Source organism: Gottfriedia luciferensis (assembly GCF_002156865.1).
Classification (GTDB): Bacteria; Bacillota; Bacilli; order Bacillales; family Bacillaceae_G; genus Gottfriedia; species Gottfriedia luciferensis.
In genome coordinates this window covers 1-17,740 of record NZ_NCTA01000026.1, presented here as the reverse complement: position 1 = coordinate 17,740, position 17,740 = coordinate 1, and the positions used below count along the sequence as shown (strand labels likewise).

14 protein-coding genes are annotated in these 17,740 nt (G+C 32.8%); 1 reads left to right on the top strand and 13 read right to left on the bottom strand.

What is annotated here, in order from left to right:
• Positions 1-58 precede the first annotated feature (58 nt).
• The 13 genes from ytaF to B7R67_RS15390 all read right to left on the bottom strand — a co-directional run bounded on the left by ytaF (position 59) and on the right by B7R67_RS15390 (position 15,908).
• Positions 59-706 carry a sporulation membrane protein YtaF gene (gene ytaF / locus B7R67_RS15455; protein WP_088071887.1) on the bottom strand — a complete coding sequence of 216 codons (648 nt, stop codon included), beginning with the start codon at positions 704-706 and terminating at the stop codon, positions 59-61.
• A 433-nt stretch (positions 707-1,139) separates the two neighbouring features.
• A complete protein-coding gene (gene tatC / locus B7R67_RS15450) occupies positions 1,140-1,850 on the bottom strand; it encodes a twin-arginine translocase subunit TatC (RefSeq protein WP_235822182.1) in 711 nt (236 codons plus the stop codon).
• A gap of 461 nt (positions 1,851-2,311) precedes the next feature.
• Entirely contained in the window at positions 2,312-2,881 is a 570-nt protein-coding gene (locus tag B7R67_RS15440; RefSeq protein ID WP_088071885.1) for a manganese catalase family protein, read from the bottom strand.
• 15 nt (positions 2,882-2,896) lie between these two features.
• Positions 2,897-3,160 (bottom strand): spore coat protein CotJB, encoded by a 264-nt coding sequence (locus tag B7R67_RS15435; protein WP_088071884.1) that lies wholly within the window; start codon positions 3,158-3,160, stop codon positions 2,897-2,899.
• Between the two features lie 2 nt (positions 3,161-3,162).
• Positions 3,163-3,408 carry a spore coat associated protein CotJA gene (locus B7R67_RS15430; RefSeq protein ID WP_088071883.1) on the bottom strand — a complete coding sequence of 82 codons (246 nt, stop codon included), beginning with the start codon at positions 3,406-3,408 and terminating at the stop codon, positions 3,163-3,165.
• A 75-nt stretch (positions 3,409-3,483) separates the two neighbouring features.
• Entirely contained in the window at positions 3,484-4,959 is a 1,476-nt protein-coding gene (locus tag B7R67_RS15425) for a flavin monoamine oxidase family protein (RefSeq protein WP_088071882.1), read from the bottom strand.
• A gap of 229 nt (positions 4,960-5,188) precedes the next feature.
• The gene (locus B7R67_RS15420) at positions 5,189-6,166 is read right to left on the bottom strand and encodes a ring-cleaving dioxygenase (protein ID WP_088071881.1); all 978 of its coding nucleotides are present in this window, start codon (positions 6,164-6,166) and stop codon (positions 5,189-5,191) included.
• A gap of 531 nt (positions 6,167-6,697) precedes the next feature.
• Positions 6,698-8,422, bottom strand: a complete 1,725-nt coding sequence (cydC, locus tag B7R67_RS15415; RefSeq protein WP_088071880.1) for a thiol reductant ABC exporter subunit CydC — start codon at positions 8,420-8,422, stop codon at positions 6,698-6,700.
• A gap of 11 nt (positions 8,423-8,433) precedes the next feature.
• The gene (gene cydD / locus B7R67_RS15410; RefSeq protein WP_088071879.1) at positions 8,434-10,137 is read right to left on the bottom strand and encodes a thiol reductant ABC exporter subunit CydD; all 1,704 of its coding nucleotides are present in this window, start codon (positions 10,135-10,137) and stop codon (positions 8,434-8,436) included.
• Positions 10,137-11,150 carry a cytochrome d ubiquinol oxidase subunit II gene (cydB, locus tag B7R67_RS15405; protein ID WP_088071878.1) on the bottom strand — a complete coding sequence of 338 codons (1,014 nt, stop codon included), beginning with the start codon at positions 11,148-11,150 and terminating at the stop codon, positions 10,137-10,139. Before cydB ends, cydD begins: the two co-directional genes overlap by 1 nt.
• Complete coding sequence (locus tag B7R67_RS15400) at positions 11,147-12,541, bottom strand: cytochrome ubiquinol oxidase subunit I (protein ID WP_088071877.1); 1,395 nt, start codon at positions 12,539-12,541, stop codon at positions 11,147-11,149. Before B7R67_RS15400 ends, cydB begins: the two co-directional genes overlap by 4 nt.
• Positions 12,542-13,001: 460 nt before the next feature.
• Positions 13,002-15,191 carry a YhgE/Pip domain-containing protein gene (locus B7R67_RS15395; protein ID WP_088071876.1) on the bottom strand — a complete coding sequence of 730 codons (2,190 nt, stop codon included), beginning with the start codon at positions 15,189-15,191 and terminating at the stop codon, positions 13,002-13,004.
• 126 nt (positions 15,192-15,317) lie between these two features.
• On the bottom strand, positions 15,318-15,908 hold the full coding sequence (locus B7R67_RS15390; protein ID WP_158095127.1) for a TetR/AcrR family transcriptional regulator: 591 nt from the start codon (positions 15,906-15,908) through the stop codon (positions 15,318-15,320).
• A 296-nt stretch (positions 15,909-16,204) separates the two neighbouring features.
• Between B7R67_RS15390 and B7R67_RS15385 the strand changes: the two genes are divergently transcribed.
• Entirely contained in the window at positions 16,205-17,635 is a 1,431-nt protein-coding gene (locus tag B7R67_RS15385; protein ID WP_088071874.1) for an alanine/glycine:cation symporter family protein, read from the top strand.
• Positions 17,636-17,740 lie beyond the last annotated feature (105 nt).

Here is a 17,740-nt window from a genome sequence, read left to right as displayed (position 1 = left end):
CATCTTTTTCAAATTTTAAAATTGAAGGTATCTGTATTAACCCACTCCTATAGAGTCTTCAAATCAGATTGTGTAGTGCAATCATGACTAAAATAATCCCGCTAATAATTGAACTAAATTGTCCAAGTGACCATCCACCAATTTTCACGTTAGCAACTTTTTTCCCTGAAATGACCCCTAACCAGATCGCTAGAAAGCTAAAAATACTTGCTGAAATTGAAATTGCAAATGGAGAGAGCCCAATTAATCCGACACCTAAACCATTAGTAAGTGCATTCATTGAAACTGCGGTTCCAAGAATGATTGCCTCAAAGGAACTAATATCTCCTGATTTATCAACATCAGCTTTTTCTGGTGAACTTAAATAATCAGTTACCATATTTGATACTGATTCCTCATCATTATTTTTATTTTCTAAGACAATTTTATTTTTTCTAGGAATTGTCAGAAGTACAATCCTTAGTCCAATAATTAGCAGAAAAAAAGCTCCAATAATATTAGACAATGTTCCAGGAAAAACTTTTGAAATATATTGCCCTGAAATAATCCCTACTTCACTAAAAACAAATGCAATAACTGATATGATTAAATTTGCTAATAATCCTACCTTAATCCCACGAATCCCATATGTTATCCCTACTCCAAAGTTATCTATACTAGATGAAAAAGCAAGAAATAAAACAGTAATCCAAGCTGAATATTGCATATTTTATGCTCCTTACTATCGCCTTTTTGCCTTTAAAAGGTGTTTGCCTAGTTCTTTAATAAGCTATGAAATATTTATGAATAATCAACTTGTACAAAGTTTAAATTTTTATTAATAAAAGGATTATTAAAGTTTAACTTTTTTAATAATCCTTTTCAAAACAGATTTTAAGACGATTTTATATTAAGGCTCTCTTAGAAAAGAAGATTGATTTCCGTTACAGGATGCTCGCTTTCCATGGGGCGTGAGCTGAGCCTCCTCGGCAAGCCTGCGGGGTCTCACCCTTCCCGCTACTCCCATAGGAGTCTCCCACCTTCCACTCCAATCAATTTCTTGATATATTCTATATAATTTTCTTAGAAAAACTTCTTTTGTAAAATATCAAAAAATCGTATTTACAAATTCAAAAAAATAAAAAGAGGTAAATGAGTTTTTACTCATTTACCTCTTTTTTTCTATAAACCGCTTTTGATGTAAATACACTTAGTTCATACAATAAAATTAATGGAATTGATACTGAAATGTGAGAAACAAAATCTGGTGGTGAAATACAGCATGCCACGATAACTAATATAAAATAAGCATATTTTCTTACTTTCTGTAAGTAGCTTGGCTTTACAATACCGATCTTTGTTAAAAACATAATCACTACAGGCATATCAAAAAACACTGCAAATGGTACGACTAAATTAAAAATAAACGAAAAATACTTTTCTACTGTGTAATGTTGCGTAACCATATCTAGTCCCATTAATGTTAGGAACTTGAGGATATTCGGAAAAACTAGATAATAACCGATGACAAGTCCAAGAATAAAAAGTAAAAACAATGCTGGAATATAGAATCCTATTCCTTTTTGCTCTGAAGGACGCAATCCCGGCTTAACAAACATCCAAATTTGCCACGTTGCAACTGGAATTGTAAAAACTGCTGCAAATACTGCTGAAATGGAAAAATACACCCATAATATATCACCAGGACTAAGTACAACTAGTTTATACGTCAAATCCTTCGTTAAAAATCTATAGATTGGTTCTACATAAACGAGTCCAATTATAAATAGAACAATAAAAGTTACTGCTGTAATAATGATTCTTTTACGCAGTTCTTCAAGATGATCAACTACTGCCATATCTTTATTCATACGAATTCTCCATTTTATCGTTTACTAGAACAATTTGTATAAAATACTTTTGGTCCAATTATGATTATTTCAAATTGACACAATAAGTTCAATTAAAAATTTTTTAATAATAGACATTAGTATTAAATAATTTCAAATACTACAAAAAGACTGCTCTCTTAAAGATAAAGAGCAGTCTTTAGATTTAATATATTTTTCAATAGACTTTGTTAAAAAAGAAGGTTGATTTCCGTTGCAGGATGCTCGCTTTCCATGGGGCGTGAGCTGAGCCTCCTCGGCAAGCCTGCGGGGTCTCACCTTTCCCGCTACTCCCATAGGAGTCTCCCACCTTCCACTCCAATCAAAGTCTTTAAATAGTCTATTATTTTATTCTCTATAAAATCTGAAAATGTAACATCCACAAAGCCAATCGTAAAATATAAGTTCTAATTAAGTTTCACTAAATTATTTAATTAGGGAAGTTAAAAAATCTTCTTTTGGAGTCGATCTTCTTTTAATATTTCTACTGCTTCTCTAAATCTTTGTGAATGAATAATCTCTCGTTCTCTTAAGAATCTTAATCCATCATTTAAATCTGGATCGTCAGATAAATCGATTATCCATTGATAGGTTGCTCGTGCTTTTTCTTCCGCTGCAATGTCTTCATACAAGTCGGCAATCGGATCTCCTTTTGCTTGAATATATGCAGTAGTAAATGGTACACCGTCAGCATTATGGTAGAACAATGCACTATCATGTGAAGCGTAATGAGTATCTAGTCCAGCTGCTTTCATTTGTTCAGGTGTCGCGTCTTTTGTAAGCTTATAGATCATCGTAGCAATCATTTCTAAATGAGCAAATTCCTCTGTACCAATGTCAGTTAAAAGTCCAATAACTTTATCGGGTATCGTATAACGTTGATTTAAATATCTTAATGCGGCTGCTAATTCACCGTCTGCCCCTCCATACTGTTCAACCAAATACTTTGCCAATTTTGGGTTACATGTACTGACTTTCACTGGATATTGTAGTTTTTTCTGATATATCCACATTCAGTTCCCCTCCTTCTAAACTTGCCATGGCCAAGGGCCTTTATGCCAGTTCCAAGATGAATCAGAATAGCTATTTCCGTATTGAAACAACGGACCATATTTAGACTCGAAATTCGCTTCGATTTGTTTTTTATATTGAACATATTGATTAAATTGGTTAATCGCAGACTCATCGTGAGGATGTGTATCTAAATATAAAGTTAATTCTACAAGTACAAAATCAACAGCTTGAAGTTCCTCTAAATCAGTATAATACTCTGGAGGAAGTTGCTGAGTCATTTTTAATCCCTCCCAACTTCTTTATATGGATTTTCATAAAAGTCATAAAAAACCTTCCATAAAGTTCCTTTCATTAAAGCCTCTTTATACGAAAATTGCTCTAATCCTGGTGGTTGAAATCCTAAATATAAATGCGGGGGTGTTGAGTAAAATTTTTTTCCAATTGGCGGACACGGATCATTTGGACCGTGAAAAACACTATATGACTTAACAGGGGTAAATTGGAGACCTTGATTACTAACGTTCAAACTTATCACTCCCTCGAATAAAAAAGCATCCACTGTTTTCACTATATTCGAAAGAAATATAAAAAATGATTCCTATTATTCTTGGAAAGTTCGGCTATTTACCTCATATGCAGAACGAATTCCCGATTCGATTGCACCTTCTATCCATGCCGGCGCAGAAGAGGTATGTTCTCCAGCAAAATGAACTCTTCCTTCAGGAGTTGAAATATAAGGTGTAAGTTCTCTATTTTGTTCTGGTTTGAACATTGAAAAAGCTCCACCAGAGTATGGGTAAAGAGCCCAGCTATGAGTGTAACCTGTTATAAACTCTGTATAAACTTGTTGTCCATGTATCGTAGCCAAATCTTTCAATGCATTCATTATCCGATCATTTTCAGACATACTATCCCAAATCAATGCATCATCTTCCCACGTGTAACTAGCTAAAATAATTCCCGATCCATTTTTCCCATTGTGATTGCTAGGATAATATGCAAAACGAATTGGCAAATCTGTAGTTAGCTTCCCTCCTACCCCATCTTTTTCCCAAAATCTACTTTTAAATTGCAGTCCGATTTTTGTAGAAGGAACATAGTGTAATTCTCTAATTGCTTTCCATTTATGATAAGAAAATGAATCTCTTGGGATAACTTCGATAAAATTCAGCAGTGAAAAAGGGATCGTAATAATAGCATAGTCTCCCGTCGTTTGATAAGGAAGATGGCTTGTATAATGATCTGAATGAATGGTTACTTGATTATTTTCCTGCACAATTTTATTCATTTTTTGACCAAAGAATAAATTCTCTTTCAACTGTTTTAAAAATTTTTTAGGCAGTTGATCATTTCCTCCTGTAATCTCGTAAAACTTAATTTCCTTTGAAAATAGTACAATGAATTCTCGCAATATAGCTGTAAATGCAAGCTCGGGAAAACCTTCCATTCCTTGAAGAACTTTTACTTTTTCTACAGCCCCTGGTGACAAAGAAGCTCCGATCGGGTTATACCTTAAGAATGAGTCCATAGAATAATGATCATAATTGTTAATTATTTCTTTCCAATTCTCATCAGGATTTTGTTTAATAAAATCCATCGCAGGTTTTATCGCTCTTTCAATGAGCTCATCAACATTTATATTTTTTTCCTTAGCTTCTACACGATACCCTAAAATATCTGGATTTTGTTCATAAATCTTTTGTGTTGTTTTAACTCCATTAACATAAATGACATCCTCTGATTTTCCATTGATAAATTCATTCACCTTTAAATTAAATTTTTCTATATATTCAAGTGTAAGTTTATGACTAGAAGCAATACGCATTGCACCTAATTCCATATATTGATCATTAATAAAAGGTGCTCTTTTTGTAAAAATCCGACCACCTACGCGACCATTTGCTTCCAATATCGTCACTTCATGTCCAGCTTCTTTTAATAAAGAGCTTGCAACTAACCCTGAAATTCCTGCTCCTACAATAACAATCCTTTTGGAATTATTTGCCCTTTCTAATCCATTTCGTATAATACTTACCATTTCATCCCTTGATAATCGCATACTAGATGTACTATTCATTGTTCCTCTCCTAAAGAATTATTTTAGTTCATAAAATTTTTATTCACTAAAACATTTCAGTAGAATAACTTTTCAATTTATGCATTAATTTTCTAATCGTTTTTTAACAAACAGGTTCTGTTCATGTTAATTGTTCATATTTTACAAAAGACATAAAAAAGGATCCTTATAATCATAAAAAAACACCCACAAAATATGTGAGTGTTTCAATTAATAATATTAATGTTACTTATTCTTTTATAAATTCTTTCGTGCTTCTAATTGTATCGATTGGACGAACCATTCGCTCGATTTCTTCGCGTTTTGGCTCTAAAAATGGTGGTAAAGATAATTTTTCACCAAGTGTTTCGTATGGTTCATCTCCCATGAATCCAGGTCCATCAGTAGCAAATTCAAATAATATTTGAGGTGCAACCCTTGCATATAAAGATTCAAAGAAATGGCGGTCTACATAACCAGAGTTAGGTAATTGGAAAGAATTTAGACGTTTAATCCATTCTTTTAAAACAGAAGTATCTTCAACTCGGAATGCTACATGGTGAACAGTACCAAATCCTTGGTATGCCTGAGGTAACATCGCATTGTATTCTGCTATTATTTGTGCTCCATTCCCACCTTCACCAACTTCAAATAAATGGAATGACCCTTCTTTGTCAATCTCTTTAAATAAAAGCACTTTTTCGATTACTTCTTTAAAGAATTCGAAGTTAGCTACCCGAATAAAAATTGGCCCAAGTCCCGTAATTGCATACTCTAATGGAATTGGTCCTTTTTGCCATGGTGTACCAGAAGAAACTCCTTTATTATTTTCATCCGAGATCAATTGGTATTGTTGATCATCAAAATCAACGAAGGATAAAGTCTTTTTACCAAATTGTGTTTTAATCCCAGTGTGTTTTACATCTAATCGATCAAAACGCTTCACCCAATAATCTAATGCAGCATCAGTAGGTACTCGGAATGAAGTTTTAGAAATTTCATTTGTACCATGTACTCCTTTTTGTATTCCAGGAAAATCAAAAAATGTCATATCAGTACCAGCACTACCTTTATCATCTGCGAAAAATAAGTGATACGTTTGAATATCATCTTGATTTACAGTTTTCTTAACTAAACGCATTCCAAGTACATAAGTGAAAAATTCATAATTTTTTTCTGCGCTACTTGTTATTGCAGTTACATGATGTATACCTTTTAATCCATTCATCCTAATTCCTCCATTATTTGATCAATTTATTTTGCATTTTTATCTTAAAGATTATTTACTTAAATTAATTTTAAAAATTATCTCGAATTCAAGATATCTCGAATTCGAGATAAATATATCATAGTTAACCATTTTTAGTCAAACTGTATTTTATGGTGATTTAATTTTTTCTTGTTCCTGTTGATTTCCACTGCAGGATGCTCGCCCATTAGGAGTAGGAACAAGGAAAGGCAGGATTAAGGAAGAAATTTTAAAGACTTAAAGAATATTATTGGACCTCTAAATAATTCCTGTCCTTATTTGCTTTTCCTGCTTTTGCCCGCCTCAGCCTTCCCGCATCTCCCACAGGAGTCGAGCATCCTTTCGTTCCAATCACTCTCTTTACAAAAAGTGTTTTCTTTAAAAAGCATAACTGATTCCTTATGCTAATTATTAATTTCTCTATCTGTTAAGGAGTAACCTAATATTTTCATTTATTGCTCATCATATATTTCAACAATACAAAAAAACTGTAGAAACGAATCTACAGTTTTAGTAAGGTCGATCAAGTTCAAATAGTCTTTGGTATCTTTCTTCATTTTTGATGAGGTCATTATGTGAGCCCTTCATTAATATGTTCCCTTTGTCTAGGAAAAGGATTTGATCAGCAAGCTCTGCACCAATTAAATGATGTGTTATCCAAAGGACTGTTTTCCCATCCAATACTCTAAAGATGGTTTGGAGAAGCTTTCGTTCTGTAATTGAATCTAATCCTACAGTTGGTTCATCTAAAATTACAGTTGGTGTATTTTGGAGCAGTACTCTTGCTAATGCAATTCGTTGACGTTCTCCACCTGAAAATCTAACTCCCGTCTCTTGCATAGGAGTATGATACCCTTGTGGTAGTGACTCGATATAATCATGCAGTTCAACCATTTTCGTAACTTCAATAACTTCCTCATCACTTGCTTCAGGGCGTCCTAGTCGAATATTGTTCATAACGGATGTATCAAATAAATAAGGATTTTGATTTAGCACGGATACTACCTTTGTAATCTCTTCTCCAAAATCTACACATTCAATCTGATTAATCTTAACAGACCCATTGTTAGGAACTTCTGCCCCTTCAATTAACTTAAGAATCGTTGATTTGCCTGATCCACTTGGCCCTAATAAAGCCGTTTTTTTATTTGGTTTGAGAGTAAATGAAATATTATTTAAAACTGGAGCTCCTTCTCCGTATTGAAAATTGACATTTTTGAATTCAATTTCAGTAAAATCTTCGACCGAATTATTGAACTCAAAATGGATTGGTTCTTTTTGAATCTCATCGATGCCTTCTAAACGTTTAATCGAATCAGAATATAAAGGAATACTTCCAATCGAATTTGATAAAGGAATAAAAGCTTCAGTTAATGGGAAAAGAATTAAAACAAATGCAGCAATAAAAGTCTTTGGTATTTCACCAATTAAACTTTCATTACCAGCCCAATATAACATTAGTAAAACAAGAATCGCGACAATGAATTGGGCAATTAAATCACGCCATCTTCTAAAGCGTTTTTCTTGAAAATGAAGTCCTCTTAATAATTTATCATTCTTTCCGTACTGTTTAATAAAGTCCGAGCGTCGTCCACTAAACAACCAATCACTAATCCCCATTATTGCATCTGTTAGTATTTCATATAGGTTGCTTTTTTGACTTTTCATTTGTTGGATTCTTCCCTTTTCAATTAATAATGAGAAAAAAGGTAATATACCAACTAAAACAAATGAAACTACAGCGATTAATAATGCAAATGGTATTGAAAAAAATCCGAGTGCAATAATCGATATTACATAAATAAACAGTGTAGCAATACCTGGAAATATTGTTTTTAAATAAATATCTTGTAAATATTCGATATCATTAGCTAACAATCCTAAAATATCGCCTGTCTTAAACTTAGAATTTAAACTTAGCGCTGATGGTTCAAGTGCTCGGAATAGTCTTGTTCTCATTCGAGATAATATTTTTAATATGGTATGATGCCCAACTAGTCGTTCAATATATTTAAATACTGACCTTGCAATTCCAAAAGTCCGAACTGCAACAATAGGAACATAAACCATTAGTATATTTTCTGGCCTCGTTGCCGCTTTTGATATTAAATAGCCAGAAGTGTACATAAGGGAAGCTGCGGCAAAAATTGTGAGTGTACTTAAGAAGATAACGAACAAAAGTAAGCGAACGTTATCCTTAATATAAGGTAAAATCCATCCATTTTTATTAAACATACGTTTCCCTTCTAACTAGTAATTAATTGAAAATAATGCCCTTTTTTCTCTATTAATTCCTCATGAGTTCCAATTTCTACAATTTTACCTTCTTTTACCACAATTATTTGATCCATTTCTTTCATCCAATGAAGGCGATGCGTTGCTAAAAATACTAACTTATTTTTAAACAGTTTAAGCATTGTTTGTTTCAGCTCATACTCTGTTTCAATATCAAGCTGACTAGTAGGTTCATCTAAAAGAAGTATTGGTCGATTTTCTAAAAACGCCCTTGCAAGAGCTATACGTTGTCTTTGACCTCCACTTAAAGCTCTACCGCCTTCACCAATTTTTTCTTCTATTCCCAATGGCAATTCACTAACCAATGGCTTCAAACCAGCATCTTCTACTGCTTTTTCTACTTCTTCCGTTGTAGCATTTGGTTCATAAAATCGTATATTTCCAGCTAAAGTTTTGGAAAATATATATGGATTTTGGGGTATATACAATAATTGTTTCTGCCATTCTTCTATTTGAAGATGTGAAACCTCTTTCCCTGAAATAATTATTTTTCCATTTGACGGCTCTAAGAAACCACCAATTAAATCAATTAGTGTAGATTTACCCGAACCACTTTGGCCAACAATTCCTATTTTTTGAAAGCCTTTAAAACTAACATTTATATCATCTAAAATTGCAGGACCATTTTGTTCTGATTCTACTCTTAAATTTGCCAATGTAAGAGAACTGTTTGTACTCCAGTCTTGCATATGAGTACTTGCTTGATCTTTAAATTCTTCTTCATCCAAAATAGCTTGCATCATAGCTCCTGCTTCTTGCCCATTAAGAGTAGCGTGATAATCCGCACCAACTTCCCGTACAGGTAAGAAATATTCTGGGGCTAATATCAAAATAGTTAAAGCTGGACCAAGTGAAAGTGCTCCATCAATTAATCTCAACCCTAAAAAAACAGCAACTGTAGCTATTGATAGCATAGTAAATAAATCAAGTGCAAAGGACGATAAAAAAGCAATTTTTAATGTGCCCATTGTTGCTATTCTATACCTCTCACTGACACTCTCGATTTTATTAATTTGCTTTCTGCTTAATCCTAGGAATTTTAAAGTTTCAAGTCCTCTTAATGAATCTGTAAAATGATTGGATAATATTCGATAAACCTTCCATTGTTTATCAGATTTCTTTTTTGCAGCCAATCCAAGTAAAATCATAAAGATAATAATAATTGGAAACGTAACGATTAAAATAATGGCAGATAGCTTATCTATAAAAAATACATATATAACGACCAGTGGTGTAATAATTGCTAGATTTATCATTTTTGAAGGAACAATTTCTAAATACTGTCTTAATTGAGTTGTGCCTTCCATTATTAATGTTACGATATTACCCGTTCCAGTTTTCCTTGCATACCTTGGTCCTAGTTTGAATAGCTTTTCTAGCACTTTCATTTTCACTTCATTTGACGCATGATCAGCAAATTGTTCAGAAAATTTTTGTTTAATAGTTGTCATAATATAACGACATATAAATGCGAGAATGAAGAAAATAGTAGCGTAAAAAATATCGCTACTATCCTTTCCATTAAACAATTTTACAATTGCTTGAGATAACATATATGCCTGAAATATAATCGCCGTTCCCTGAATAATCGTCAAAGTGGATAATATAATGAATAATCGTGAAATACCGGTAAACTTTAATAGATCTTTACCCATTAATAAGTCAAATCCTTTTCATCAACACGTTTTCTAAATACATAATAACTCCATATTTGATACCCTAGTACAAATGGTAATAAAGTACAAGCTACGATTGTCATTACTTTTAAAGAATATGGACCAGATGATGCATTATATACAGTCAAATTATAAGCTGATTTTATTGAACTAATCATGACTCTCGGGAATAACGCTGTAAATAGTGTTCCTACCGTAAGCGCAATTCCAAGTCCTGTCATCGCAAAAGACCAACCATCTCTTTTTTTAGAGATAAATACATATGCGACCACATAAGATATCACAATTAATATAATTAACGGAACTGTAATTTGTCCTCTAACTTTAAACATATCAGTCTCAATAAATGCAAGGGTAGTAAAGGCTACCAATGAGATTAATACTGGTAAGATTAATCTACTAGCTAACTTTCGAGCTCGTTCTCTTAGATCTCCAGTAGTTTTTAAAGTTAAGAATAATAAGCCATGTAATAAACAAAGTAACGTTACTGTTACACCACCGATAACAGTGAATACATTTACATAATCAGTGAAACCAGCGTTTAGGTTCATATTTTGATCGATTGGCATTCCTCTAAGAATACTTGAAAACAGTACACCAAATAGGAAAGGAGGTAATAAACTTCCTAAAAAAATCACCCAATCCCAAGTTTGAGACCATTTAGGACTTTTAACTTTTCCTCTAAATTCAAAAGCAACGCCGCGACCTATTAAGGCCATTAATACAAATACAAATGGAATATAATATCCGCTAAACATTGTTGCGTACCAGTTAGGAAATGCGGCAAAAATTGCACCACCAGCAGTCAATAACCATACTTCATTAGCATCCCAGAATGGTCCAATTGTATTGATTAAAATTCTTCTTTCTGTATCATTTTTGGCTAGTAGCTTCGTAGATATACCTACTCCAAAATCAAAACCCTCTAAGAAAAAGAAGCCAATAAATAGAACCGCTACAAGTAAAAACCATAATTCATTTAACTCAATCATAAAATTGCAGCCTCCCTTTCAAATGGATCGACAGTAGATACCTTTTCAGTTACATCATGTTTTGTCCCTTTCTTAATTTCCTTAACAAATAAATAAACTAAAACAGCAGCTAAAATTGCATACATCGTTGTAAAGGTTGTGATTGAAAAAATAAGTGATCCTTTTGAAACATTTGGTGATACGGATTCAGCAGTAGTCATTAATCCAAACACGGTCCATGGTTGGCGCCCTATTTCTGTCATAATCCACCCAGCTGTATTTGCAATAAAAGGTAGTGATATTAGTAAGATTGAAGCTTTTAAGAAAAGATTCTTAGACTCTAATTTTTTACGATAACTGTAATATAGGCCTAGCATTGCCATTAAAATCATTACCATGCCAGCTCCTGCCATTATTCTAAAACTCCAGAAGGTTGTCTTCACCGGTGGGATATAGTTTCCTGGCCCGTATAATTTCTCATACTGCTTTTGTAATGTATTCATCCCTGGTACTTTACCTTCAAATTTCTCATAAGCGAGATAACTTAATAAATACGGCACTTCAATTTCATGTTTATTTACTTTATTTTTCGTATCAATTTGGCCAAATATCATCCAGCTTGCAGGATCGCCACTGTCTTTCCATAGCCCTTCACTTGCAGCCATTTTCATTGGCTGAGTTACCATTAAATGCTTTGCTTGTGAGTGCCCGCTAAATGCAACACCAATTCCTGCTACTAAAGCCAATACCATCGCAACATTAAATGACTTTTTAAAGATTTCTATTTCTTGTTTTTTTAAGATTTTATAAGCGCTTACTCCAGCAACAAATAATGCACCAGTTGCTAATGCTCCCGCAATCGTGTGAGGGAATTCAACTTTCAACTGAGGATTTGTTATGATTGCTAAGAAATCATTCATTTCTGCACGACCATTTTTAATCGTAAATCCAACTGGTTCCTGCATAAATGAGTTCGCAGCTAAAATAAAAAATGCAGACATTAACGTTCCAAACGAAACTAGCCAAATACACATTAAATGCAATTTTTTTGAAAGGCGTTCCCATCCAAATATCCATATACCTAAAAATGTAGACTCCATGAAAAATGCTAAAAGTGCCTCAATAGCAAGTGGAGCACCAAAAACATCTCCTACGAATCGTGAATACTCAGACCAGTTCATTCCAAACTGAAACTCTTGAATAATCCCCGTAACTACACCAACAGCAAAATTTATTAAAAATAAATGCCCAAAGAATTTTGTTAATTTTTTATATGTTTCGTTATTACGAAAAACATACATCGTTTCCAAGATCGCTACCATAAATGCTAAACCGATTGAAAGTGGTACAAATAAAAAATGAAAAATAGTAGTGGAACCGAATTGTAATCTTGCAAGCTCTAAAACACTCACAGTTTATCCCCCTTTAATAAAGAATCTTTCATAAAAATTAATTAAAGCTTGAATTAAACTTTGAACATTTATTCACAAATTAATCTTTAAGAAATTTTCAAGAACCATATACTGGTATCCTTTGTTACTTATAGTTTACTTTTCCAAAGGGCTTTTTGCGTTAATCTTATTTGTCTAAATCGTGTCAATAAATTGTCTATTTTGTGACGTTGTTCACATTTTAGTTTTAGTACTGGTTTGTATCTAAAATTGTTGATAGGCGAACACTTTGTGGATTTTGTTGATAATGTTGTGAACTTTGTTGATAAACGACTTGTTTTTGTTGATACCGGAATAGTTTTTGTTGATATACGCTCAGTTTTTGTTGATAACCCCTAGTTTTTGTTGATACAAACTAAAAAAAGCATCTGAAATAATCAGATGCTTTTTTCATACAAAGTCAAACTAGAAGATTTTCAGATCACATAGCTTCACTTTCACTTAATTTTTGTTTTTTTGATAATTTTACTCTTACTGCAAAAGTTACATTCGTTAATAGAATAAATAACACTGCAAATCCGCATAGGTAATAGATTTGATCCATTACAAATCCAGTATTGACTGAATCAGAGATTAATTCCCTAAATCCTTTAATTGCATATGTCATCGGTAAATATGGGTGAATATTTTGGAAAAATGTCGGTGTTAATGCAATTGGGAATGTACCTGAAGTTCCCCCAATTTGTAATAACATCATGATAAATACTAAATATTGTCCTATATTTCCTAAAGTAACTGTTAAGAATTGTATTAATGAATAGAAAGTTAAGCTGGTGATGATTGTAAAGAAAACGAAATACCCAACGTTTTGCACATTTAGGCCCATACCGTATATTAATACGATATCTGCGATAATAGCTTGCATGATTCCCATTATGATTAATACACTGTATTTACTAAAGAACCAAGCTAAACCAGAAGTTGGTTCGATTGAATTTTTTCTCATTGGATAAACCGAAGTGAACATTAATCCACCAGCGAAAAGTCCAATAGATAAGATATAAGGCGTTAATCCTACACCATATTCTTTTACGTTATTCAGTTTATGTCCAACTAGCTTTGTAGGATTCGCAAAGAACTTATCAGTTTCATCATTCGTTTTAACTTTATTTACTTCATCTCCGCCTTCTTTCAGAGATTTGTGAAGTTCAGTTGTTCCTTTTGTTAAATCAGTCGCGCCTTTTAATAAATCTCCTGATCCATTATAGAGCTTATTCGTTCCATCTGTTAATTGCTTAGAACCATCATTCAATTGGTCGATTCCTTGAACTAATTGGTCTCCACCTACATTTAATTTTCCTAATCCAGATGAAAGTAACGTACTACCTTCACTTAATTGCTTTGTACCATTATATAAATCATTACTTCCTTGTGCTAACTGATTAGCTCCATTAGCCGCTAATTGTAATTTACTATTAAACAGATTTAAATTTGAATTTAATTGCTGTTGACCAGCTAATAGATTATTTGAGCCATCATATAATTTATTTTGCGCTGCTGCAACTTGATCGAAACCAGCTTTAATTTGGTTACTACCTTGAGATAATTGATCTAAACCTTTAGAGATTGCTAGTAATTTTTGTAAGTCTTCATTACTTAGCGTTCCATTCGAATTTTGGATATCATTGACAACTGATTTTAAAGCTGCATTTGTTGTACCAAGTTTATCGTTAAATCCTGCTTCATTTTTTTGAAGCTGAACTGCACCTTCATACGACTGTTTTAATCCGTCTGTTAATTGACTAGTTCCTGCTTCTAGTTTAGTTGATCCATCACCTAGTTTTTTTCCACCATCAGCAAGTTGGCTTAGTCCGTTGTTCAAATCACTAGAACCGTCTTTTAGTGTAGCTGTTCCTTCTAAAAGGGTGTTTAAACCTGAACTTAATTTATTTGCTCCATCATTTGATTGTTTTATCCCATCTGATAATTGGCTCGCACCACTTTTCAGCTTAGAACTTCCATTTTCAAATGTAAGCATGCTATCATTTAATTTTTTTAAATTTTTATTTAAAACGCCAGTTCCATCTGTTATTTTAGTTGCACCATCATTTATTTTCCCAGCTCCGTCAGAAGCTTTTGTCATTCCATTTCCAATATCCTTGAAGTTATCAAATACTGATTTAGCGTATTGCTCAGTAATTTCTTTTGAAAGTTTCGCATTTACTTCTTTTATAGCATTTGAGCCAATTTGAGCACCTACATAATTTTTCCCCGCGTTAGTATAATAATTTAATTTCATTTTTTGTGGTTTTTCATCTAATAATGTAGCTGCGTTTTTAGAAAAATTAGAAGGTAATTCGATTACTAAATAATATTTTTCATCATTTAGTCCTTCCATCGCTTGTTTTTTATTTGTGATTTTCCACTTAAATGAATGATTATCTTTTAATCCATCTACAAAATCTTTCCCTACGTTCAGTTGTTTATTATTAAACTCTGTTCCTTTATCATTGTTTACTACTGCAACCGATAGCTTCTCTGTATGATTGTAAGGATTCCAATAAGCTGATAAAAATATTAATGAATAAAGCATTGGTACAAGACCAACTGAAATGATTGTTGCAATCATCATTGGTTTTTTAAATATATTTTTCCATTCCTGTTTTAACACACGATCACTCCTTTATAGACCAACTGACCATTTTTGTATTTTGGTCATTTTATTGCAAATAATTAGTTTAATACTAGGAAATATTAAACTATTACTTTCTATTTTTTAGTAGCTACATCTTTCAGTTTATTCATTACTTTTATTTCCTATTAATCCAAATAAAATTAATTGCACCATTTTATTTGTTGCTTCATTTGTGATTTGATGTGGGTCAGTATCCATTAAGCTTTTTTGTAGATTAAGTATTGCAATGATCGTTGTAATCATACTTAAACTTAATATTGGGATCTCCAAATGAAAATTTGTTTCTTTTGCTAACATTCTTGCTTCTATTTCTTCTTCTATTGGCGTCTTACGATAGATTTGTTGAAAGAAAATTTCAGATAACTCTGGGTGACGTAACGTTTCACTGATTAAGATTTCAATTTGATTTCGATTTTTCTCCACCCATATAATTCTTTTCTCTACATATAACCTAAGTAAATCTTCTATCGAATATTTACTAAAATCCTCTTCCATACAAATGTCATGAATATCCGGTTTTACACAAGTAATTAATACATCCAACTTACTTTTAAAATACTTATAAATGGTTGCTTCAGAAATCTTACTTTCCTTTGCAATCTGATTGATTGTTGTACCGTTATATCCGTTTTTCGCAAAAAGCTGCTTAGACTTTTCTAGTATAAGATGTTTAGTTCTTTCTCCCTTATTCACTATTTACCTCCTTAAAAACCAAATGTTAAAAAGGATTTAACTCCTAGATTTCCATAGATTTAAATTATGAAATAAAAAGTAAGTGTTTATTCACTTTTATAGTATATTAACCGAATCTCATTTCGTCAACAAAAAGTAAGTGAACACTTACTTTTTTAATTTAATTTTAATAATCACACAAAATTTTTAGATTATTTTAAAAAACATTGCCATACTCGTCTGAATATTTTATTATTACTTTTTACGGCAAAATCATCAGATAATTTTGCGAAAATTCTTAAAAAGGAGAGGGATTCATGACAGATTTCATTGCAGTATTTAATGACTATTTATGGTCTAAACTAATCGTAATTTTGTTAGTTGTAATTGGCTTATTTTTATCAGTGTATTTAGGTTTTATTCAATTCAAATTCTTCCCTGAAATGATTCGATTATTAGGTGACGGAAGACGCAATAAAGACAAAAATAAAAAAACTGTTTCATCATTACAAGCATTTATGATCGGTATGGCAGCTCGTATTGGTACAGGTAATATCGCCGGTGTTGCAACTGCTGTAGCATTAGGGGGACCAGGCGCAGTATTTTGGATGTGGTTAATGGCGTTAATTGGTTCAGCTTCAGCTTTTGTAGAAAGTACACTTGCTCAAGTTTATAAAGTTAAATCTGGTACAGCATGGCGTGGCGGACCTGCTTACTATATGGAAAAAGCTTTAGGTAATAGAAAACTTGGTGTTATTTTTAGTATTTTAATTACTTTATCATTTGGACTAATTTTTAATGCAGTACAAGCTAACACGATTGCGGCTTCTATCAATAATGAATTTGGTGTAAATACAAAAACTACTGCTATCGTTCTTGGAATTATCACTGCTTTAATTATCTTTGGTGGTGTACATTCTGTAGCTAAATTCTCAACTGTTTTAGTTCCAATTAAAGCAGGGGTTTATATTATTTTAGCTTTATGGGTAATGTTCTCAAATTTTGATATTTTGCCAAATGTATTTAGTGCAATTTTTTCTGAAGGAATCTTTTCAATCAAACAAATGTTTGGTGGCATAATGGGAGCTGCTGTACTTCACGGAATTCGCCGTGGATTGTTCTCAAATGAAGCTGGTATGGGTTCTGCACCTAACGCGGCTGCAACTGCTGATGTAACTCATCCTGTAAAACAAGGATTGATCCAAGCTTTAGGTGTAATTGTAGATACATTCATTATCTGTTCATCTACTGCAATGATTGTTTTAGTTTCTGGAGTTTATAAAACATCTGAACTTACAGGTATTCCATTAACTCAAGAATCTCTACGTGTAAGTCTTGGGGATTTTGCTGCAACGTTCGTTTCAATTTCAGTATTCTTATTTGCATTAAGCACAATTATGGGTAACTACTACTACGGAGAATCAAATATTAGCTTTATGAAGCATTCGAAAAAGACGATTTACCTGTACCGTTTCGCAGTAATTGGAATGGTATTATTCGGAGCTTTATATAGTGCAGAATTAATTTGGTCTCTAGCGGACATCTTCATGGGTCTTATGGTTTTAGTTAATCTTTACGCAATTACAAGATTATCTAAAGTTGCAAAAGCATTACTAAAAGATTATATTGCTCAAAAGAAACAAGGATTAGATCCTGTTTTCCGTGCTGATAAAATCGCTAATCTACCTGGCCGTGATAAATTAGAGGCCTGGGTTGATGAAGATGAAGTTAATAATCAAGTTGGTTAATCTATGATTAAAAAACCATCATTCGATGACGAATGATGGTTTCAGACTGTTGACAAACGCTCGCTTTCTTCGTTACTTCGCCTGTCTGCGGTGCTCATTACCGTT

Coding starts and splice junctions, on each gene's coding strand:
- B7R67_RS15440 (WP_088071885.1), bottom strand. CDS start 2,881: ATGTGGATATATCAGAAAAAACTACAATATCCAGTGAAAGTCAGTACA.
- B7R67_RS15420 (WP_088071881.1), bottom strand. CDS start 6,166: ATGAATGGATTAAAAGGTATACATCATGTAACTGCAATAACAAGTAGC.
- cydD (WP_088071879.1), bottom strand. CDS start 10,137: ATGGGTAAAGATCTATTAAAGTTTACCGGTATTTCACGATTATTCATT.
- cydB (WP_088071878.1), bottom strand. CDS start 11,150: ATGATTGAGTTAAATGAATTATGGTTTTTACTTGTAGCGGTTCTATTT.
- cydC (WP_088071880.1), bottom strand. CDS start 8,422: ATGTTTAATAAAAATGGATGGATTTTACCTTATATTAAGGATAACGTT.
- B7R67_RS15385 (WP_088071874.1), top strand. CDS start 16,205: ATGACAGATTTCATTGCAGTATTTAATGACTATTTATGGTCTAAACTA.
- B7R67_RS15425 (WP_088071882.1), bottom strand. CDS start 4,959: ATGAATAGTACATCTAGTATGCGATTATCAAGGGATGAAATGGTAAGT.
- ytaF (WP_088071887.1), bottom strand. CDS start 706: ATGCAATATTCAGCTTGGATTACTGTTTTATTTCTTGCTTTTTCATCT.
- tatC (WP_235822182.1), bottom strand. CDS start 1,850: ATGAATAAAGATATGGCAGTAGTTGATCATCTTGAAGAACTGCGTAAA.
- B7R67_RS15435 (WP_088071884.1), bottom strand. CDS start 3,160: ATGACTCAGCAACTTCCTCCAGAGTATTATACTGATTTAGAGGAACTT.